At 70.2% G+C, this 21,494-nt stretch carries 12 protein-coding genes, 1 tRNA gene and 1 pseudogene; 11 read left to right on the top strand and 3 right to left on the bottom strand.

Features of this window, described 5'->3' with window-relative positions; translation table 11 throughout:
• Window positions 1-27: 27 nt before the first annotated feature.
• Window positions 28-285 carry a TM2 domain-containing protein gene (locus ACGFIR_RS31020; protein ID WP_393008674.1) on the bottom strand — a complete coding sequence of 86 codons (258 nt, stop codon included), beginning with the start codon at window positions 283-285 and terminating at the stop codon, window positions 28-30.
• A gap of 291 nt (window positions 286-576) precedes the next feature.
• Here ACGFIR_RS31020 and ald point away from each other — a divergent pair, with 291 nt between their 5' ends.
• The 9 genes from ald (at window position 577) to ACGFIR_RS31065 (ending at window position 9,394) form a co-directional block, all read left to right on the top strand.
• Window positions 577-1,692, top strand: a complete 1,116-nt coding sequence (gene ald, locus ACGFIR_RS31025; RefSeq protein WP_393008676.1) for an alanine dehydrogenase — start codon at window positions 577-579, stop codon at window positions 1,690-1,692.
• Between the two features lie 11 nt (window positions 1,693-1,703).
• On the top strand, window positions 1,704-2,696 hold the full coding sequence (locus tag ACGFIR_RS31030) for a site-specific tyrosine recombinase XerD (protein ID WP_393008711.1): 993 nt from the start codon (window positions 1,704-1,706) through the stop codon (window positions 2,694-2,696).
• A 300-nt stretch (window positions 2,697-2,996) separates the two neighbouring features.
• A complete protein-coding gene (locus ACGFIR_RS31035) occupies window positions 2,997-3,920 on the top strand; it encodes a ParA family protein (protein ID WP_121397670.1) in 924 nt (307 codons plus the stop codon).
• Window positions 3,921-3,956: 36 nt separating this feature from the next.
• Window positions 3,957-5,231 carry a segregation and condensation protein A gene (locus ACGFIR_RS31040; RefSeq protein ID WP_393008678.1) on the top strand — a complete coding sequence of 425 codons (1,275 nt, stop codon included), beginning with the start codon at window positions 3,957-3,959 and terminating at the stop codon, window positions 5,229-5,231.
• A complete protein-coding gene (scpB, locus tag ACGFIR_RS31045) occupies window positions 5,228-6,127 on the top strand; it encodes an SMC-Scp complex subunit ScpB (RefSeq protein ID WP_393008680.1) in 900 nt (299 codons plus the stop codon). The genes ACGFIR_RS31040 and scpB overlap by 4 nt, the downstream gene beginning before the upstream one ends.
• Window positions 6,114-6,884, top strand: coding sequence for a pseudouridine synthase (locus tag ACGFIR_RS31050; RefSeq protein WP_357724848.1), 771 nt, complete (start codon window positions 6,114-6,116; stop codon window positions 6,882-6,884). The genes scpB and ACGFIR_RS31050 overlap by 14 nt, the downstream gene beginning before the upstream one ends.
• A gap of 156 nt (window positions 6,885-7,040) precedes the next feature.
• A complete protein-coding gene (gene cmk, locus ACGFIR_RS31055; RefSeq protein ID WP_393008682.1) occupies window positions 7,041-7,721 on the top strand; it encodes a (d)CMP kinase in 681 nt (226 codons plus the stop codon).
• Complete coding sequence (gene der, locus ACGFIR_RS31060) at window positions 7,718-9,121, top strand: ribosome biogenesis GTPase Der (protein WP_393008684.1); 1,404 nt, start codon at window positions 7,718-7,720, stop codon at window positions 9,119-9,121. Before cmk ends, der begins: the two co-directional genes overlap by 4 nt.
• 199 nt (window positions 9,122-9,320) lie before the next feature.
• Window positions 9,321-9,394, top strand: a tRNA-Pro gene (locus ACGFIR_RS31065).
• 84 nt (window positions 9,395-9,478) lie between these two features.
• Here ACGFIR_RS31065 and ACGFIR_RS31070 read toward each other — a convergent pair.
• Together ACGFIR_RS31070 and ACGFIR_RS31075 are read right to left on the bottom strand one after the other, a co-directional pair.
• A pseudogene (locus ACGFIR_RS31070) lies at window positions 9,479-10,102 on the bottom strand (tyrosine-type recombinase/integrase); the annotation flags it as partial.
• Window positions 10,103-10,320: 218 nt separating this feature from the next.
• Window positions 10,321-10,875: a hypothetical protein gene (locus ACGFIR_RS31075; RefSeq protein ID WP_393148902.1), complete on the bottom strand. Its 555-nt coding sequence runs from the start codon at window positions 10,873-10,875 to the stop codon at window positions 10,321-10,323.
• A gap of 16 nt (window positions 10,876-10,891) precedes the next feature.
• On the opposite strand from ACGFIR_RS31075, the gene ACGFIR_RS31080 reads away from it, so the two are divergent.
• Window positions 10,892-14,269, top strand: a complete 3,378-nt coding sequence (locus ACGFIR_RS31080) for a LamG domain-containing protein (protein ID WP_393148904.1) — start codon at window positions 10,892-10,894, stop codon at window positions 14,267-14,269.
• Between the two features lie 280 nt (window positions 14,270-14,549).
• Window positions 14,550-21,488, top strand: coding sequence for a polymorphic toxin-type HINT domain-containing protein (locus ACGFIR_RS31085; protein ID WP_393148906.1), 6,939 nt, complete (start codon window positions 14,550-14,552; stop codon window positions 21,486-21,488).
• Window positions 21,489-21,494 lie beyond the last annotated feature (6 nt).

Below are 21,494 nucleotides of genomic sequence, written 5' to 3' on the forward strand. Positions count from 1 at the left end.
CGGCCCCTTTCGTTGTTGCGGACCTGGTCAGTCGCGCAGCGGCCGGCCCTGCCCGTCGACGCCACCGTTGATCAGGATCAGGACGCCGTCGATGAGGCCCCAGATGCCACCGATGCCGCAGGTCACCAGGGAGACGATGAGCTGGATGACGCCGGTCTTGGTGTCGCCCATGTAGAAGCGGCCGACGCCGAAGGTGCCGAGCACGATCTGCAGGACGCCCGCGACGACCTTGCTCTTGTCGGAGACACCCGACGGGTAGCCGGGCTGGTAAGGAGGTGTGGTCATGAGGCGTCACCCTAGTGATCGACTCGCCTCCTGTCCGCAGCGGGACCCGAAGAGTGGGACGATGATGGACAACACTGTCCTGACGGCTGAGGTACGGGTCCCACCGCCGGCCCCTTTCATGCCTGACACATCGTCAGCGGGTGCGGCCACCGGATGTCACTGTGCTGCCTCATCGGGAGCGGTCCCGCGCCTAGACTGCCGCCGGCGGGACCGGTGGACCGCGGTGGCAAAGGGGCCTCCGTGGCACCGCGCAGTCGGGGGAGCGCAGCCCCGAAGAGAGGTGTCTGCATCGTGAAGGTCGGAATCCCCCGCGAGGTCAAGAACCACGAGTACCGCGTGGCGATCACGCCGGCGGGCGTCAACGAGTTCGTCCGCAGCGGTCACCAGGTCTTCGTCGAGTCCGGCGCCGGAGTCGGATCCAGCATCGGCGACGACGAGTTCGCCGCCGCCGGGGCCAAGATCCTGGCGACCGCCGACGAGGTGTGGGAGACCGCCGAGCTGGTGCTCAAGGTCAAGGAGCCGATCGCCGAGGAGTACCACCGGATGCGTGCCGGGCAGGTGCTCTTCACCTACCTGCACCTGGCCGCCTCGAAGGCGTGCACCGACGCGCTCGTCGACCGCAAGGTCACCGGCATCGCGTACGAGACCGTCGAGCTGCCCGACCGGTCGCTGCCGCTGCTCGCCCCGATGTCCGAGGTGGCCGGCCGGCTCGCCCCGCAGGTGGGCGCGTACCACCTGCAGCGGCAGGGCGGCGGGCGCGGCATCCTGATGGGCGGCGTCTCCGGCGTGTACGCCGCGAAGACCGTCGTCATCGGCGCCGGCGTCTCCGGCATGAACGCCGCCGCGATCGCGCTGGGCCTGCAGGCCGAGGTGCTGCTGCTGGACAAGAACGTGGCGCGGCTGCGGCAGGCCGACGCCATCTACCGCGGTCACCTCCAGACGGTGGCCTCCAACGCGTACGAGATCGAGCGGGCCGTGCTGGACGCGGACCTGGTCATCGGCGCGGTCCTGGTGCCCGGCGCGAAGGCCCCGACCCTGATCTCCAACGAGCTGGTCTCCCGGATGAAGCCGGGCAGCGTGCTGGTCGACATCTCCATCGACCAGGGCGGCTGCTTCGAGGACTCGCGCCCCACCACGCACGCCGAGCCGACCTACCAGGTGCACGACTCGATCTTCTACTGCGTGGCGAACATGCCGGGCGCGGTGCCGCACACCAGCACCTACGCGCTCACCAACGTCACCCTGCCGTACGCGCTGGAACTGGCCAACCACGGCTGGCGCGAGGCGCTGCGCCGCGACCCGGCGCTGGCGCTGGGCCTGAACACCCACGACGGCCAGGTCACCTACGGCCCGGTTGCCGAGGCGCACGGCATGCCGGCCCTCGCGTTGGCCGACGCGCTGGCCTGAGGGGTGGCGGACTGACCGGCACAGTGGACGGGGCCGGCGCGGGCCCGGAGCCCGCGCCGGCCCTGCGTCGTGCCGTGCGCGGCTACCTCGACCACCTCACCGTCGAGCGGGGACTGTCGGCGAACACGCTCTCGTCGTACCGGCGGGACCTGGAGCGCTACCTGGCCACCCTGGCGGCGGCCGGCGTGGCGGACCTGGCCACCGTCGGCCCGGGGCAGGTCGAGGGGCACCTGGCCCGACTGCGCGCCGGCGACGGGGAGCATCCGCCGCTCGCGGTCTCCTCCGCCGCGCGGGCCGCCAGCGCGGTGCGCGGCCTGCACCGGTTCGCGCTGCGCGAGGGGCTGGCCGGCGCCGACCCGAGCCGGGACGTCCGCCCACCCACGCCGCCGCGCCGGCTGCCCCGCGCGCTGCCGGTCGACGCCGTGGTGCGGCTGCTGGAGACCGCCGGCGCGGTGACCGCCGCCGGGGAGGGGGCACCGCTCGCGCTGCGCGACCGGGCGCTGCTGGAGTTCCTGTACGGCACCGGGGCGCGGATCTCCGAGGCGGTCGGCGCCGCCGTGGACGACCTGGACGTCGACGAGGGCACCGCGCTGCTGCGCGGCAAGGGCGGCCGCACCCGGCTGGTTCCCATCGGCGGGTACGCGGTCGAGGCGGTGCGGGCCTGGCTGGTGCGGGCCCGGCCCGCCCTGGCCGCCGCCGGCCGGGGCACCCCGGCGGTCTTCCTCAACGCCCGCGGCGGCGCGCTGTCCCGGCAGGGCGCCTGGACCATCCTGCGCCGCGCCGCCCAGCGGGCCGGGCTGCCCGTGGAGGGGCCGGAGGCGGTCTCCCCGCACACCCTGCGCCACTCGTACGCCACGCACCTGCTCGACGGCGGCGCGGACGTGCGGGTGGTGCAGGAACTGCTCGGCCACGCGTCGGTCACCACCACCCAGGTCTACACTCTGGTCACCGTCGAGCGGCTGCGTGAGGTGTACGCCACCGCCCACCCCCGGGCGCGGGACTGATCCCCGCCCGGCTCGGTCCGGGCACGGGTCCGCCGGTACGCCGGGTGAGCGTCGGCCGGCACGCGCGGCCTTCCGCCGGCCGGGGGCGGCGCGTGGTGGACGCCGCCGGTGGCTGGCCTGGTCGGCGGGGGCGGCGACACGCCGAGCGGGTGCGACCGGCCCGCGGGGCGGTGGCGTAGAGTCGGCACCGGCGCGGACCTCCTGGGGCGATGGTGATGCGGACCGGGGTGCGCAGCGGCGCCGCGAAGGACGTCGGACGGCTCCGACGCCGGGTGGTCGTCGGGAGGGGGCAACGAGCACATGGCTGGCAACGGTGACCGTGCCGAGACCTGGACGTCGGAGCTCCGCGAGCAGCAGGCCACGCTCGGTGCGGATCTCGGTCCGGCGGATCCGGCGGCATACACGATGCGTAAGCCGATCCCCGAGCCGATGCCGACCGACCGGCACGGCCCGGCCCGGATCATCGCGATGGCCAACCAGAAGGGTGGCGTGGGCAAGACCACCACGACCATCAACCTGGGCGCCGCACTGGCCGAGTACGGCCGGAAGGTGCTGCTGGTCGACTTCGACCCGCAGGGCGCCCTCTCCGTCGGGCTGGGCGTCAACCCGCACAACCTCGACCTGTCGGTCTACAACCTGCTCATGCAGGACGACGTCACCGCCGAGGACGTCCTGATCAAGACCGACGTGGCGGGGCTGCACCTGCTGCCGGCCAACATCGACCTCTCCGCGGCCGAGATCCAGCTGGTCAACGAGGTCGCCCGCGAGATGGCCCTGGCCCGCGTGCTGCGGTCGGTCCGCAAGGAGTACGACTACATCCTGATCGACTGCCAGCCCTCCCTGGGCCTGCTGGCGATCAACGCGCTGACCGTGGCGCACGGCGTGCTCATCCCGCTGGAGTGCGAGTTCTTCAGCCTGCGCGGGGTGGCCCTGCTGCTCGACACCATCGACAAGGTCCGCGAGCGGCTCAACTTCGACCTGGAGCTCGAGGGCATCCTCGCCACCATGTACGACAGCCGCACCACCCACTGCCGGCAGGTGCTCCAGCGGGTGGTGGAGGCGTTCGGTGACAAGGTCTACCAGACGGTGATCACCAAGACCGTCAAGTTCCCCGAGTCCACCGTCGCCGGGGCCCCGATCACCACGCTCGACCCGGCCTCGTCGGGTGCCCGCAACTACCGTCAACTGGCCCGCGAGGTGATCGCCGCCCAGGCCGAGCGGTAGGCCGGGGATGCACCTTCGCGCCGCGCCGTCCGTGGCGTGGACTACGGTCTTCCGGTGACCGCGCCACCCCTCGACCCTCCGACGACGCCGGAGCAGCCGCCCGTACGGGCCGCCGGGGCCGCATCCGAGGTGTCGACGGCCCCAACCGGCGAGGTGCCGACGGGCCCGGCTGGCGAACCCGGGATGGTCACGGATCAGGCTGCCGGCGAGCCCGAGGCGGCGGATCCGGCCGGGATCTCCGAGGCGGCCGATGCGGCCGGGGAGTCCGAGGCGACGGTGGAGGGCGGCGGGTTCACCGTCCGGCTGGCGAACTTCACCGGCCCGTTCGACCTGCTGCTCCAGTTGATCGGCAAGCACAAGCTCGACGTGACCGAGGTGGCGCTGCACCGGGTCACCGACGAGTTCATCGCCTACATCCGCGCCATGGGCGACCAGTGGGACCTGGACGAGGCCAGCGAGTTCCTGCTCATCGCCGCGACCCTGCTCGACCTGAAGGCGGCCCGGCTGCTGCCCGCCGCCGAGGTCGAAAATGAGGAGGACCTCGCGCTGCTGGAGGCGCGGGACCTGCTCTTCGCCCGGCTGCTGCAGTACAAGGCCTACAAGGAGGCCGCCGCGCACATCGCCGCGCTGGAGGAGGTCGGCGGCCGGCGCTACCCCCGGGCGGTCACCCTCGAGCCCCGCTACGCCGAGGCGCTACCCGACCTGGTGCTCGGCATCGGCCCGCAGCGGCTGCTGAAACTGGCGATCAAGGCGATGACCCCGAAGCCGGTGCCCGAGGTGTCCATCGCGCACGTGCACATGGTCCGGGTCAGCGTCCGGGAGCACGCGGGGATCCTCACCGAACGGCTGCGCCGGGCCGGCACGGCCACCTTCTCGCTGCTCTGTGCCGACTGCGAGGCCACCCTGGAGGTGGTGGCCCGGTTCCTGGCCCTGCTGGAGCTCTACCGGGAGGGGCTCGTCGCCTTCGTGCAGGAGCAGGCCCTGGAGGAGCTGACCGTACGCTGGACCGGCCCCGCCGACGGCGGCCCGGACCTGCACATCGACGAGTACGCGGGCACCCCGGCCGAGCCGGCCCCGACGTCGCCCGAGCCGGCGGGCTCCGGCCCGCTGCCGGCGGCCTCGGCCGAGCGGCCGGTGCCGGACGGTACGGCGGACGAGACCGGCTCGGGCGCGGTGGTGGGTGTGGCGGCCGAGGACACCGGATCGGCCGCGGCGCACAGCGGCTCGGCGGCGGGTGCGGCCAGCGGGACGGCGCACGGTGCGGGGGCGGACGAGAACGGGACGGCGACGACGGAGGAGCGAGCGGGATGAGCAGCGACGAGCGTCGGGACTCCCTGGCCGAGCAGGCGGCCGCCTGGGTGCCCCCCTGGCAGCGCCCCAGCACTCCCTCCCCAGCTCCTGCCGAAACCGGAGATCCTGGTACTTCCGCGCCTCCCGAAGGGCCCGAACCTACCAAGATCTCCCAGGAGGCCGACGCCGCGCGTGCGGAGGAGGCGGTACCGGCGGCGGGGGAGGGCGCACCGAGGGAGCAGGCCGTGCCGGCGCCGGGGCTGGCGGAGGCCGGGAGCCCGGCGGCAGAGGCACCGGCGGAGGTGGGGCCGGGGGATGACGTACCGAGGAAGGGACGACGGCGGCCGGTGCCCGAGCCGGCGCCGGAGCTCGACGACGCGGAGCTGCGCGGGGCGCTGGAGGCGATCCTGCTGGTGGTGGACGAGCCGGTCAGCGAGCTGGTCCTCGCCCAGGTGCTGGAACAGCGCGCCGAGCGGATCGGGCCGGTGCTGGACGAGATCGCCGCGGGCTACACGGCCGCCGGGCACGGCTTCGAGCTGCGCCGGGCCGCGGGTGGCTGGCGGCTCTACACCCGCCCGGAATACGCCACCTACGTGGAACGGTTCGTGCTGGACGGGCAGTCCGTACGACTGACCCAGGCCGCACTGGAGACACTGGCCGTGATCGCCTACAAGCAGCCCGTGACCCGGTCACGGATCTCCGCCATCCGGGGTGTCAACTGCGACGGGGTGATCCGTACCCTGGTCTCCCGCGGGTTGGTCGAGGAGTGCGGCGCCGAACCGGACAGCGGGGCGTTCCTCTACCGGACCACCACGATGTTCCTGGAGAAGCTCGGGCTGAACAGCGTCGACGACCTCCCGCCGCTGGCCCCGTTCCTTCCCGACGACGTAGAAGAGCTTGCCGATGCCACGCGATGACCGCACGCCCCGCCCCGACGCGCCCGCCTTCGAGGGGGCCGAGCGCCTGCAGAAGGTGCTGGCCGCCGCCGGCGTCGGCTCCCGGCGCGCCTGCGAGGACCTGATCTTCCGCCGCCGGGTCACCGTCGACGGCCGGGTCGCCCAGCTCGGCGACAAGGTCGACCCCGCCACCGCCGTGATCCACGTCGACGGCGAGCGCCTCGTCGCCGACACCCGGTTGGTCTATCTGGCGATGAACAAGCCCCGCGGCGTGGTCTCGACCATGGCCGACGAGAAGGGGCGCACCGCGCTCGCCGACTTCCTCGGCAACCGGGTGGAACAGCGGGTCTACCACGTGGGGCGGCTCGACGCCGACAGCGAGGGCCTGCTGCTGCTCACCAACGACGGCACCCTCGCGCACAAGCTCATGCACCCGTCGTACGGCGTGCAGAAGACGTACCTGTGCGAGGTGTCCGGGCCGATCCCGCGCAACCTCGGCAAGCGGCTGATGGCCGGCGTGGAGCTGGAGGACGGCCCGGCGAAGGTCGACTCCTTCCGGGTGGTGGACACGCTGGGACGCAGCGCCCAGGTCGAGCTGAGCCTGCACGAGGGGCGCAAGCACATCGTCCGCCGGCTGCTCGGCGAGGTGGGCCACCCGGTGAGCCGGCTGGTGCGTACCGCGATCGGGCCGATCCGGCTGGGCGACCTGCGCGCGGGGCGGACGCGGCGGCTGACCAACGCGGAGGTCGCCGCCCTGTTCAAGGCCGTGGGTGACTGACCCCCGAGTTCGGGGTACGGCTGCCGGTAGGCTCCCTGGCGGCCCGGCGCGGGCGGCGCCCACCGGGCGCGCGACGCCGGGCATCATTGAGAGCGTTTGGACAACCGCTCGCGACACATCCGGTGTTTCGTGAGGTACGGGCTGAGGAGGACGACGGTGGAGGAAAACGAACGGACCGGGCGATGCGTGGTCGCTGTGGACGGGCCGTCCGGTTCGGGTAAGTCCACCGTCTCCCGGCGGCTCGCCGTCGGCCTCGGTGCCCGCTATCTCGACACCGGCGCCATGTACCGGGCCATTACCTGGGCGGTGCTGCGCTCGGGGGTCGACCTGGCCGACGCCGAGTCGGTGGCGAAGGTCGCCGGCGAGGTCGACCTGCGCATCGGCACCGACCCCCAGGGGTACGGCGTGACCGCCGACGGTGTGACCGTGGACGCCGAGATCCGCGGGCCGGAGGTGACCGGGGCGGTCTCCGCCGTGGCCGCCGTGCCGGCGGTACGCGCGCTGCTGGTCACCCGGCAGCGCGAGATGATCGCCAACGCGGGCCGGATCGTGGTCGAGGGCCGCGACATCGGCTCCGTGGTGGCCCCCGACGCCGACCTGAAGGTCTACCTGACCGCCTCCGAGGCGGCCCGGGCCGCCCGGCGCAGCGCCGAGGACGCCACCGACGTGGCGGCCACCGCTGCGGACCTGGCCCGGCGGGACCGGCTCGACTCGACCCGCAAGGCCGACCCGCTGGCCCAGGCCGCCGACGCCGTGGTGCTGGATACGACCGAGCTGGGCATCGACGAGGTCGTCGAGCGTCTTCGCGGCCTGCTGACCGATCGGGGAGTGGCATGACCGACACCGACGGGTGGATCGAGCTGCGGGAACCGGACGCTGACACCGAGGACTCGACCGGCCCGCAGCCGGTCGTGGCCGTGGTCGGCCGCCCCAACGTCGGCAAGTCGACCCTGGTCAACCGCATCATCGGTCGCCGCCAGGCGGTCGTCGAGGACGTTCCCGGGGTCACCCGGGACCGCGTCCCGTACGACGCGCAGTGGGCCGGCCGGCAGTTCACCGTGGTGGACACCGGCGGCTGGGAGCCCGACGCCAAGGACCGGGCGGCCGCGATCGCGGCGCAGGCCGAGACGGCGGTCGCGACCGCCGACGTGGTGCTGTTCGTGGTCGACGCGATGGTTGGTTCGACCGACGTGGACGAGGCGGCCGTACGGATGCTGCGCCGCAGTGCCAAGCCGGTGATCCTGGTGGCGAACAAGGCCGACAACACCACCATCGAGATGGAGGCGACCTCGCTGTGGTCGCTGGGTCTGGGTGAGCCGTTCCCGGTGTCGGCGCTGCACGGGCGCGGTTCGGGTGACCTGCTCGACGCCATCATGGACGCGCTGCCGGAGGCGCCGAAGATCGTCGAGAACCGGCCTCGCGGCCCGCGTCGGGTGGCCCTCGTCGGCCGGCCGAACGTCGGCAAGTCCAGCCTGCTCAACCGCTTCTCGGGCGAGGAGCGGGCGGTCGTCGACTCGGTCGCCGGCACCACCGTGGACCCGGTCGACAGCCTGGTCGAGATCGGCGGGGAGACCTGGCAGCTCGTCGACACGGCGGGCCTGCGCAAGCGGGTCGGCAAGGCCAGCGGCACCGAGTACTACGCCAGTCTGCGCACCGCCGCGGCGATCGAGGCCGCCGAGGTCGCCGTCGTGCTGCTGGACTCCAGCGAGCCGATCAGCGAGCAGGACCAGCGGATCCTGTCCATGGTCACCGAGGCCGGGCGGGCCCTGGTGATCGCCTTCAACAAGTGGGACCTGGTCGACGCCGACCGCCGGTACTACCTGGACAAGGAGATCGAGCGCGAACTGCGCCGCATTCCGTGGGCGATCCGGCTCAACCTGTCGGCGCAGACCGGTCGGGCGGTCGACAAGCTCGCCCCGGCGCTGCGCAAGGCGCTGGCGAGCTGGGAGACCCGCGTACCGACCGCCCAGCTCAACGCGTGGCTGACCGCGCTGGTGCAGGCGACACCGCACCCGGTACGTGGCGGGCGGGCACCGAAGATCCTCTTCGCCACCCAGGCGGGCGTGGCGCCGCCGCGCTTCGTGCTGTTCACCACCGCCCCGCTGGACGCCGGCTACCAGCGGTTCGTCGAGCGCAAGCTGCGCGAGGAGTTCGGCTTCGAGGGCAGCCCGATCGAGATCTCCGTACGCCCTCGCAAGAAGCTCGGCCCCGGCGGCCGGGGCAAGGCACACGGCTGATCCGCCGTACTGAGAAAAGCCGGGTGGGAGCAGCTCCCACCCGGCTTTTCCGTCCCCACCAACACCCCCACCCTCCTAGGACGCCCTAGACGAAGTGGGCCACGCGACGCGAGCCGGCACCGGAGGGGGCCGTGCGGACGGCACGAAGATCCTGCGCTAAGCTGTACCGGCTGTCGCGGGGAGATCCGCGCGGGAGCATCGGGACGTGGCGCAGCTTGGTAGCGCACTTGACTGGGGGTCAAGGGGTCGTCGGTTCGAATCCGGCCGTCCCGACAGCACGAAAAGAGGCCGTCGACCGGGGCATACGCCCTGGCCAGCGGCCTCTAACTCGTACTGGGGTAGTAGGGATTTGCTGATCTAGACGGCGCGTAGCTGGGGACCATCTGGGGACCGGCGAGCCTTCAAGTGGGCGCTGAGTGCCGTTCCCGCGTCGGTGATCGACTGCCGGTCGGGGTGCAGGTACCGCTGTGTCGTGCTGAGCGATCCGTGCCCGGCGATCTTCCGCAGCACGTGCACCGGAACCCCCGCATCGGCCATCCAGGTCAGCCCGGTGTGCCGCAGGTCGTGCCGACGTAGGTGTTCGTAGCCCAGCTTCGTCACCACCTCGTCCCAGTGCGTCGCGTCCCGCAGTACGGCAGTGCTGATCCGTCCACCACGCGGCCCGGTGAACAGTCGGGAGTGCGGCTCGGCGACCGAGTCCAGGCGGCGGGCGACGATCGGCCGCACTTCCTCGATCAGCGGAACCACGCGTGCGCGCTTTCCTTTAGTGCCCTTGTCGACCAGGCCGCCGGGGCTGGGCGTGGTCTGTCGGCGTACCGTCCACATCCACAATTTTCGGTCGATGTCCTCGGCGCGGACGCCGGAAACCTCGCCGATTCTGGCCGCTGTGCAGGCGGCGAAGATGATCACGTCTCCCCATCCGGGAAAGGCGTTCGCGGACCGTTCCACCAGCGCGGCGGCGAGCGTGGTCAGTGATTCCCACCTACGGGGCTGGAGGCTGTAGTCAGAGTGGAAGATCAGGCCGGCGGCGGGCTGCACTGACGGACTGCGTCGATAGCGCGGCGTCGATCAGGCCGGTGTGCAGGTGAGGCCACCGCCCAGCTGACGATCCGGTGGCGACGGTGACGCAAGGTGCTGCGGCGAGAATCCTCCCTGGTCAGCCCTCCAGAGGCCGGTGACCCAGAGTAGCTTTCCGTAGATCATTGACACTGTTCGTAGTTGGTGCCTACCGTCAGCACGCTTTGTACACGGGGGAGTGGAGGGGCGACGTGCGACGTCGTGGCGCGATCAAGTGTGTCCGCAGTCAGGGTTTGACTGGTCGCCAGTGTCGGTGCTCGGGGTGAGCGCACAACTCCTTGGGCGGCGCGGGATGTTCCGACGATCCGCAGCTGGAGCTGTCGACCGCGTCCGTTGACGCGAATCTCAACGACATCATCGCCCACCAGGGTGATTTGACTGCCCTCTCGCATTGTTGACCAGTCGATCGAACCTTCGACGGAGTCGACGAGCAGCTTGAGCGAAACCTTCGCCATTCCCGAAACCAGTAAAACGCGGTGGCGGGCGTGGTTCGAGAATGACCATTGATTATTACCAGTGATTTGTTGCCCTGCGGGGAGGAGATTCTGAGTGAGTAAGTCCGGTTCCCGAGGTTCGCGTTGGGGCGGTTGCGCTGCGACCTTGATGGCTGTTTCGTTAATGGCGGTCGGCGGTGTGGTGACCGAAAAAGTTGCCGTTGGTGCCGAACCTGCCAACAATCGTCCGGATTCTGGGTTGAGTGAGGCTGATGCCCTCGCGGCGGCGAAGCGTTCGGGCTCGCCGGTCGAGGTCATCGGGCTCAAGACGGAAAACTCGCGGGTGGTCGCGACACCCCGAGGAAGCCTGGTCCTGGAGTCCTACGCGGTGCCACAGTGGACCCGTCAGCGCGACGATCGCGGTTGGCAGCCGATCGACACCCGGTTGCAGAAGAACCCGGATGGCAGCGTCGGGCCAATCGCCACGCTCGCCGACGTGACCTTCTCGGCGGGTGGCTCCGCACCTGCGGTGCGGCTACCGCTGAACGGTGGCCAGGTGTCACTGACCTGGCCTGGCGCCCTGCCGGCGCCCCGTGTCGAGGGTGACTCGGCGGTCTACGAGTCGGTGCTGCCCGGGGTGGATCTGCGGCTGCGCGCGCTGAGCGACGGGTTCACCTGGGTGCTCGTGGTGAAGTCGGCGGAGGCCGCCGCCAACCCGGCGCTGGACACCCTCCGGTTCGGCCTCGACACCACCGGCTCGCTGCGGAAGCGCAGCCGCGTTGCTGGCGGCTTCGAGGTGGTGGACGCTTCGGGTACTCCGCTCCTCTCGGCGGGCAGCGCAGCGATGTGGGACTCGTCCGGTCTCACCCCGCCGGCGCAGGCCGCGAAGAACGGCGCGCTTGCCGCGTTCGCGGCGCGGGAGAAGCAGGACATCGTCCGGGCGGCTCCCGACCTGGCGCGCAAGGCGGAACTCTCGACCACGGTGCAGGGTGGAGACCTGGTCATCCGACCGGATCTGTCGCTGCTGCGGGGGAAGAACACCACCTACCCCGTGGTGATCGACCCGTGGAGCACGATCGGCAAACTCCGGTGGGGGTACGCGAACACCACCAACTCCACCCGAGACGACGGCATCCCTCGGGCCGGCCTCGACCCGTCCGGTGACGGCGTCTTCCGGTCGTACTTCTCCTTCAGCCTCACCAGCCTGTCGGGCAAGACGATCCGGTCGGCGAAGTTCCTGACGGAGATGACGCACTCCTGGTCGTGCACCTCCACGCCGATCAACCTGTGGCGGACAGCGGACCTGACCACGTCGGGTAAGCAGACGTGGTCGGGGCCGAGTTTCTCGCTGTGGATCGAACAGCGGTCCGGCCATGCGCACAAGCCGTCGACAGGAGCGGGCTGCTCGGACGATCCGCAACCGGACCTGCCGATGGAGTTCTCCAGCAGCAATCTGAAGACCGACATCACGAACAACCGGGGCCAGGCGATCTACACGCTGGCGCTCTCCACTCGGCAGTCCGACGGCTCGTCCGAGTCGACCAGTACGTGGTGGAAGAAGTTCGACGCGGCAGCGACGAAACTGTCGATCGAGTACAACACCAATCCGAACACGCCAACCGCCGCCCAGTTGGCGACGCACGCGAACTACACCTCGGCGGCCCAGGCCTGCACGACCGGCACGTCCCGGCCAGCCGTGCGGTCGGACTACCCGTGGTTCAAGGCCGCACTGACCGACCCGGACGGCAGCAACGGCGGTTCTCTGTCCGGCACGTTCACGCTGCAGAAGCTGGTCGCCAACGTCTGGACCACGGTGGCCGGCTGGCCCAGGACCGACTCGGGCGTCGCGCCGGGTGCCAAGGCTGAGGTGCAGCTGACCACCAAGACCGTCGACGGCGACGTCTACCGCTGGCAGGTGCAGGCCAAGGACACCCTCGGCGGAGAGTCACTCTGGTCGCCGTGGTGCGAGTTCTACGTCGACTACTCGGCACCGGCCGTCACTCCGAAGGTCGAGCCGGCCGACGGTCTCTACCTGGAGTCCGCACCGCGGGGCACCAACCAGGACGTGCGCGGCTCCATCGGCTACTCGGGGCAGTTCACCTTCTCCGCCAACGGCGCGGCTGACGTGTACGACTACGTCTACCAGGTGAGCGGCGGCCCGCAGTTGACGGTGAGGGCGGCCAGCTTGGGCGGCTCCGGCACGGTGTGGGTGACCCCGAACGTCGTGGGCGAGAACGTTCTGACGGTGCGTAGCCGGGACCAGGCGGGCAACGCCTCCGAGCCCTACGACTACATCTTCCTGGTCGACAACGCGTCCGCGCCGAAGGCGCACTGGGCCATGGACGAGGGCAGCGGCACCACCTTGACCAACAGGATCGAGGGGGGCCCGACGGCGGCCCTCACTGGTGGCGGCACCTGGACCGACTCGCGGGTTCTCGGCACCCACAAGAGCAAGGGCAAGGACTGGGCGGTCAAGTTCAGCGGCAGCGCCAACCGGGCCAGCACCGCCGCTGCGCTGGTAAACACCTCGCGCAGCTTCTCCTTCTCGGCATGGGTTCGTCCGGACGTCACGCCCAACGGTGTGGTGCTGTCGCAGCCGGGCACCAACAAGAGCCCCTTCGAGCTGCAGTACTTCCCCTCGAAGGGCCAGTGGTGCTTCGTCAGCTACGGCTCCGACACGGTGAACGGCACGGCGACCGCTTCGCCGGCCTGCGCGACGGACCCCGTTCCGGTCGGCGTCTGGAGCCACCTGACCGGCGTGTATGACGCCGGCGCCGCCAACAAGCTGAGCATCTACGTCAACGGGATCCTCAAGGGCACCGGGAACGTCGCCTCAGCCGCCTGGGCCTCGTCCGGCCCGCTGCTCATCGCCGGCGCCAAGAACGGCGACTACACGGGTCACTTCAACGGGGCGATCAGCGAGGTCCGTGTCTGGGACCGGGTTATCGACCCTGACCTGGATCTTGTGGAGGTCGTCAAGCCGGTCCTCGTCGGTGGCTGGGACATGGAGGACTACAACTACGACCAGCGGCAGGAGGGTGACATCTCCGGCTACCAGCGGCCGCTGAACCTCAGCGCCGCCCCGACTGTCGACTGGTCCGACCAGGCGGGATTCGACTCCAGCGGCCTGCACTTCGACGGCGTTGCCGGCCAGGCCCAGACCAGCGGGCCGGTGCTCCGCACCGACCAGTCGTACACCGTTTCGGCGTGGGTGCGTTGGGCCGGTGGCACCGGCGCCCGATCGGTCATCGCCCAGGACGGCACCCAGGTGTCCGGCTTCTTCCTGGCCTGCCGCAACGATTCGACCGGCATCAAGTGGTCGGTGATGAACCGGACGGTCGACTCGACCTCCAGCGGTGCCCGGTACGCCATCGGCGGCACCTGCCAGATGAACACCTGGGTGCACCTCACCGCGGTGCAGGACGCGGCGAAGCAGACGCTCAGCCTGTACATCAACGGCGCGCTCTCCGTGCAGATCAATGCCGCGTCCCCCTGGCATGCCAACGGACCGTTCACGGTGGGCCGGGCCAAGTGGAGCGCCTCGACTGACTGGTTCACCGGCGACATCGACCGGGTGCGGGCCTGGCAGGGGGCGCTGAGCGGCGCCGAGATCCAGGCGGTCTTCGCGGGCGCCTGATTCCCAAAGCATCACAGGTGGTGGGGACTGTGCCGTGACGGCAAGTCCCCACCACCTGTCGGCCGGGGCCAACGGAGAGCCATCCGGCCCGGCCCGCGCCGCCACAACCCGTTGGCGGCGCAGACACCTCTCCAGGAAGGGAACGATGGGAACGCTCAGAACGAGTCGGACGCACCGCAGGCGGCGGGGCACACCGGCGTTCGAGGGGATGCGGCAAGGGGGACGCAAGGTCCTTGCCGCTGGTCTGCTCGCGGTGCTCGCGGGCACGGTTGGCGGTCAGGTGCCTGCGCGGGCGCAGTTGGCCGCACAGGCCGAGCGTCTCGAGGCGCAGCGGTACGAGTCGGTGCCCGTCCAGCGGGTCAGGGCCACGAAGCCAGGGCCGGAGGCCGAGGAGGCGGCGGCCAAGGTCAGGCGGCCGGCGCCGGTGTGGCCGGCGGCAGGGGTCGCCGAGGTCACCCTGCCGACGGTCGCCGCGGGCGCCCGGGCGGCGACTGCGTCAGCGGTACGGGCCGGCACGTTGCCGGTGACCGTGAAGCCGGTGGCCCCCACCGCTCGTGCCCAGGTTGCGGCGGCCGACTTGACCAAGGTCCGGGTCGAGGTGCTGCCAAAGGCCAAGGCGCAGGCGGCAGGTGTGAACGGCGTACTGGTGCGGGTCGGCCGGACCGACGGCGCGACCTCGGCCGGCCAGGCCGAGGTCAGCGTGGACTACGCGTCGTTCGCGTCGGCGTACGGGGCGGACTGGTCGTCGCGGCTGCGGCTGGTGCGCCTGCCGGAGTGCGCGCTGGCGAGCCCGGGCGCCAAGGACTGCGCGCCCCTGGCGCTGGACTCGCGGAACCACGTGCGGACACGGACGGTGTCGGCCACGGTGTCGGTGTCGCCGGCGGACGCGGGGGTGTCGGCGGCGGAAGCGAAGCGCTTCGGGACAACCGTGACCGCGGGCAGCGCCGGTACGCTCGTCGCGCTGACCAGTGGCCCCTCGGGTGGGGCCGGTGACTTCACCGCGTCCAGCCTCGCGCCTTCGTCGTCGTGGAGCCACAGCGGCTCGACGGGCAGCTTCCAGTGGTCGTATCCGATGCGGACGCCGCCGGGTCCGGGTGGGCCTGCGCCCAGCCTGGGCCTGGGTTACTCGTCACAGTCGGTGGATGGTCGGCAGGCGGCCACCAACAACCAGCCGGGTGCGTTCGGTGAGGGTTTCGACTACTCGCCGGGGTTCATCGAGCGGCAGTACAAGACCTGCGCCGACGACATGGGTGGGACTGCGAACAACACCACCAAGACGGGTGACCTCTGCTGGGGGCCGGAGAACGCCGTCCTGTCCCTGAACGGTTCGTCAGTGGAGTTGCTCAAGGGCAGCGACGGCAAGTGGCATCCGCGGCGGGAGGACGGTTCGAAGGTCGAGCTGTTGACCTCGCCGGCCTACGGCAACGGTGACAACGACAACGAGTACTGGAAGGTGACGACCGCTGACGGCACCCAGTACTGGTTCGGCCGGCACCAGCTGCCCGGCTGGTCCTCGGGGCGTCCGACGACCAACTCGGTCCTGACGGTGCCGGTGTTCGGCAACAACCCGGGTGAGCCGTGCTACGCCAGCACCTTCGCCGCGTCGGAGTGTGGTGGTCAGCGGCAGGCGTGGCGGTGGAACCTGGACTACGTCCAGGACGTTCACGGCAACACCATGTCGCTGTGGTGGTCGAAGGAGACCAGCCACTACGCGAAGAACATGACGTACGCGACGCCGGTCGTCTACGACCGGGCCGGTCACCTGACCCGGATCGACTACGGCACCGACAACCGGGACAACACCGAGTACGCGGCCACCAGCCCGTACGTCCAGAACGCCCCGGCCCGGATCGAGTTCACGAACGTCGACCGGTGTCTGGCCAACTGCACCACGAAGAACGCGACCACCTGGCCCGACACCCCCTGGGACCAGGAGTGCACCGCGTCCACCAACCCGTGTCTGAACGTCTCCCCGACGTTCTGGTCGGCGAAGCGGACGACGGTCGTCACCACGAAGGTGTGGAAGGCTGCGACGTCGTCGTACCAGTCGGCGGACTCCTGGACGCTGCGGCACAGCTTCCTGGACCCGGGTGACGGCACCCGCGCCGGGCTCTGGCTGGAGGGCGTCACGCACAGAGGGCTGAACGGCACGACCGTCACGGCCCCGGAGGTCACCTTCTCGGGCATCCAGATGCCGAACCGGGTGGACGCCTCCGGCAGCGACTGGGCGCTGGCCATGAACTGGTGGCGGGTGAACTCGATCAGGCTGGAGACCGGCGGCGAGATCTTCGTGACCTACAGCTCCCGGGAGTGCGTCAAGGGCGGCACGATGCCGTCGGCGACGGCACTGGACAGCAACACCCTGCGGTGTTACCCGGTCAAGTGGACCCCGCAGGGCTACACCGATCCGGTGACCGACTACTTCCACAAGTACGTGGTCGAGGAGGTCCAGCAGATCGACCACACCGGTGGGGCCCGGCCGGTGCGGACGGAGTACGACTACCTGAACCCGGATGGCGAGCCGCTGTGGCACCACGACGAGGACACCGGGATCGCTCCGAACAAGCGCCGGACCTGGTCGCAGTGGCGGGGCTACCCGACGGTGGTCACGTACACCGGTGAGGGCGCCGACCGGATCAAGACCGAGACCCTCTACTTCCGCGGCATGTACGGCGACAAGCTTGCCGCGGGCGGGACCCGTACCACGCAGGTGCAGGGCCGTGAGGGCGGGGCGACCAACGACTACGACCACTATGCCGGCACGCCTCGCGAGACGGTGACCTGGCTGGGGTCGAAGATCCTGTCCGCCTCGGTGAACGAGATGTGGCGGTCCGACGCGACGGCCACCCGTGCCGGCACGCCCGTCGCCGAGGCCCGCTACTCCCGGGTCCGTGTGGGCCGTAACCGGATCGCCACGGACGACGGGTGGCGGCGGACCGCATCGACCACGACGTTCGACAGCTACGGCATGCCGACCACGGTCGAGGACAGCGGGGACGACACCAGGACCGGCGACGAGCGGTGCGTGCAGACCGAGTACGTCCGCAACACGGGCATCCACCTGTTGACGCGGGTCAAGCGCATCAACGGCTGGACGGGCGACTGTGCGACGGCTCCGACCACCAAGGAGCAGGTCACCGGGGACGTCCGGTTCCGCTACGACTCGCTCGCCTACGGCACGGCGCCGACCAAGGGGCTGCTGACCGCGACCGAGAAGGTCACGGGCTTCGCCAACGGCACCCGTTCCTACCAGCAGGTGTCGACGGCGAAGTACGACGTGCTGGGTCGGATGGTGGAAGCCACGGATGTGGCCGGGGAGACGACCACCACGGCCTACACCCCGGCGACCGGTGGCCCGGTGACCAAAATGGTCACCACCAACCCGCTGCTCTGGACGGAGACGGTCGACCTGGATCCGGTGTTCGGTCTGCCGCTCAAGGCGACAGACCCGAACAACCGGATCACCGAGTACGCGTACGACGCGATGGGTCGCAACAGCGCCGTCTGGCTGCCGGGTCGGTCGAAGGCGACCTTCCCGTCCGATCCGTCGACCAGCTACACGTACACCCTGTCGAAGACGGCGCCGTCGTCGATCATGACGAAGGCGCTGAACGCCAACGGCACCTACGACACCTCGTACGCTCTGGTGGACGCGCTGGGCCGGCCGAGGCAGACGCAGGAGGCGGCGTACGGTGGCGGCCGGATCCTGACCGACACGTTCTACGACGCCGCGGGTCGGGTCTACAAGGCGAACTCGGCGTACTACAACAGCGGTACGGCCGGTACGACCCTGTACTCCGGCCTGGACGCGGACGTGCCGAGTCAGACCCGGACGCTGTACGACGCGGCGGGGCGGCAGATCCACTCCCTGCTGCTCGCGTCCGAGGCCAGCGTCCAGGTGGAGAAGGCCCGCACCTCGACGACCTACCACGGTGACCACGTGACGGTGGTGCCGCCGGAAGGCGAGGCCGCGACCACGGTCTGGACCGATGCGCAGGGGCGGACCGCGAAGCTGTGGCAGTACCACGGCCCCACCGCCACGGGCAGCTACGACGAGACCAGCTACACCTACCACCCGGTGGGCCAACTGGCGAGCGTCAAGGACGCCTCGGGCAACACGTGGTCGTACTCCTACGACATCCAGGGCCGGCTGATCTCGTCCAGCGACCCGGACAAGGGCACGGCCACACTCCAGTACAACACTCTGGGTGACCTGGAGAAGACGACCGACTCGCGCCCGGACACTCCGGACCTCTGGTACGACTACGACCGGTTGGGTCGGATGCTTACCGTGCGGGAGGGCAGCCTCACCGGCGCGAAGCGGGCCGAGTACACCTACGACCTGCCAGCCAAGGGCCTGACCAAGTCGGCCTCCCGGTGGATCGGCGCCGACGAGTACCGGTCGGAGACCGTCACCGTCGACGCACGGTACCGGCCGACCCAGACAAGGCTCACCCTGCCCACCTCGCAGGCCGGCTTCTGCGGCATCGGGGCGACGACGTGCAGCTTCACCTCCAGGGCCACCTACCGCGCCGATGGTTCGCCGAACACGGTGACGCTGCCCGCCGCCGGCGGGCTCGATCAGGAAATACTGACCTACGAGTACGACTCGACGTACGCGATGGCCGACAAGCTGGCCACCGACTACGGCGACGCCACGCACTACGCCATCCAGTCGGGCTACACCAACCTGTACGAGCTGAGCACCCTCACCCGCGCCAGCGCGCTGACCGGGGCGAAGTTCGTGCAGACGACCAACCGGTACGACGACGGCACCGGCCGGGTCGAGAACAGCGCCATCATCCGCTCGACCTCACCGTCGTACATCGCCAACACGTTCTACGACTACGACGCCAGTGGCAATCTCCTCAAGATCGACGACAACTCCGGCGCGCGTCCGAGGGACACCCAGTGCTTCTCGTACGACCACCAACGCCGGCTCACCGAGGCGTGGACGCCCGCGTCCTACGACTGCGCCACCAAGCCGCAGGCCACGACGGACCTGGGCGGCCCCGCGCCGTACTGGCAGCAGTGGTCCTTCGGTGCCCCGGACGACCCCAGGGGCCGTATCGGTAACCGGCTCACCCAGACCGAGTTCGGTACCCCCACCGGCACGGTGACCACCAGTTACTCCTACCCGGCGGCGGGCGCGGCCCAGCCGCACCGGCTCGACGGCTGGAGCAGGAGCGACAACGTCGGCACCACCACCGGCTCGTACACCTACGACGAAGCCGGCAACATGAAGACCCGCCCCGGACCATCCGGTCAGCAGACGCTGACCTGGGACGTCGAGGGGCACCTGGCGTCGCTGACTGACAGCAACGGCGGCAACTCCTACATCTACGACGCCGACGGCAACCGGCTCATCGCCACCGACCCGACCGGCAGCACGCTCTTCCTCGGCGACCAGGAGGTGCGCAAGAACGCGAGCACCGGCCAGGTCGACGCCACCCGGTACTACTCGTTCAACGGCGAGACCATCGCCCAACGGACGGTCACCGGCATCACCTGGCTCGCCAGCGACCACCAGGGAACAGCGCAGGTCAGCGTCGCCAACGACACCAACCAGACGATCACCCAACGGCGGCAGACACCGTACGGGACGCCCCGCGGGGCATCGGTCACCTGGCCCAACAAACAGGGATTCCTGGGCGGTTACCAGGATCCCACCGGGCTCACCCACCTCGGTGCCCGTGAGTACGACCCGACCATCGGCCGGTTCATCTCCGTGGATCCGATCAACGACCCGGGCAACCCGCAACAGTTGCCGGCATACACCTATGCCGCCAACAACCCGACCACCTACAGCGACCCCAGCGGCGAAATCATCCCCGAGTACGCGGATCCGGCTGGCAATGGACTGAGCGTCTGCGCAGCACTGAACGTCGGTGGCTACGCGTGCCAGAACATGATGGAGGGCACCACCGGTCTGGGTGAGGGTGACCCCGCTCCCGGTACGGGCGACAGCGGATTCCCGAAGAAGAGCGGTTCGCAGAAGACTCACGAGAGCCTGGAAGCCTGCGGTCTGTTCATCGTCGGCCTGGGCGCGGTCTGCGACGGGATCAACGCCGCTATCTACATCAAGGAAGGCAAGCCGGCCGAGGCCGCCCTGTCCGCCGTGTCGGCGGTCCCCGTCCTCGACTGGGCTTGCAAGATCAAAGCCTGGTGCAAGGCAGGTATCGACTGGGTCGGTGGCAAGGTCCAGAAACTTCTCGGTCGAGTCCCGCTCGGCAAGGCGCCGAGCATCAACCCGGCGGCCGAAGCCGCGGAAATGGCCGCACTGAAGAAGGAGATCCGTGAGGCGGCCAAGAACCCGCCCCCCGCGAAGACCCCGAAGCCGCCGACGAAGGAACCCGCGCCGAAGACCAAGGGCAAGACCGGTGGCGAGAACGGCGGCGGTGCGCCGACGTCAAAGGACGGCTGCCCGACGCACAGCTTCGACCCCGCCACCCCAGTCCTCATGGCAGGCGGAAGCACGCTCCCGATCGCCGAGGTGAAGGTGGGGGACAAGGTCCTCGCCCACGATCCGGAGACGGGCGACACCACCGCGCAGACGGTCGAGGTCCTGCACGTCAACGAGGACGAGGCACTGACCAACCTGTCCGTCCGCAAGGAGGACGGCACCTTCGTCACCCTCAAGACCACCCAGCACCACCCGTTCTGGAGCGACAGCCGGGGCAAGTGGGTGGACGCGGGGGAGCTCCAGCCGACGGAGTGGCTGAAGACCGCGTCGGGCGACCCGGTGACCGTTGCCAAGGTCGACAACTTCCGCGGCCGAGAGACGATGCGGGACCTCACGGTCTCCACCGTCCACACGTACTATGTCGTGGCCGGTGGCACGCCGGTCCTGGTGCACAACTGCGGCGATGACGGGCCTCCGGAGAACGACGGCGAGTGGTTCTTCCGGGGAGTCGATGAACATCATCGCTCCTACGCGACGCAGCATGGCGGCACGGTCGCGCCGGTCGGTGGTCACAATGATCCTGTGCGCCACAACGACAACGACACGGACAGTGTGTTCACCTCGTGGACTTCCAACAGGTCGACTGCCGAGCGGCACGCGAAGTTGCTTTCTGGCAGGGGTGCCGTCCTGATGGTGCGCCGTGGTACGACGGGGCCGATCATCGACATGGCGTTCATGGATCTGGACAAGTGGGGGGAAAGTGAAGTGCTGATACAAGGTGTGGTGAACGTTCAGCGACATTATCATGTCGGCTGATCGGCG

This window comes from Micromonospora sp. NPDC049051, from assembly GCF_043197575.1.
Taxonomy (GTDB): Bacteria; Actinomycetota; Actinomycetes; order Mycobacteriales; family Micromonosporaceae; genus Micromonospora.

Excerpts from the sequence above, each read along its gene's own strand:
- ACGFIR_RS31020 (WP_393008674.1), bottom strand. The coding sequence starts at position 285 with ATGACCACACCTCCTTACCAGCCCGGCTACCCGTCGGGTGTCTCCGAC.
- ACGFIR_RS31035 (WP_121397670.1), top strand. The coding sequence starts at position 2,997 with ATGGCTGGCAACGGTGACCGTGCCGAGACCTGGACGTCGGAGCTCCGC.
- scpB (WP_393008680.1), top strand. The coding sequence starts at position 5,228 with ATGAGCAGCGACGAGCGTCGGGACTCCCTGGCCGAGCAGGCGGCCGCC.
- ACGFIR_RS31050 (WP_357724848.1), top strand. The coding sequence starts at position 6,114 with ATGCCACGCGATGACCGCACGCCCCGCCCCGACGCGCCCGCCTTCGAG.
- der (WP_393008684.1), top strand. The coding sequence starts at position 7,718 with ATGACCGACACCGACGGGTGGATCGAGCTGCGGGAACCGGACGCTGAC.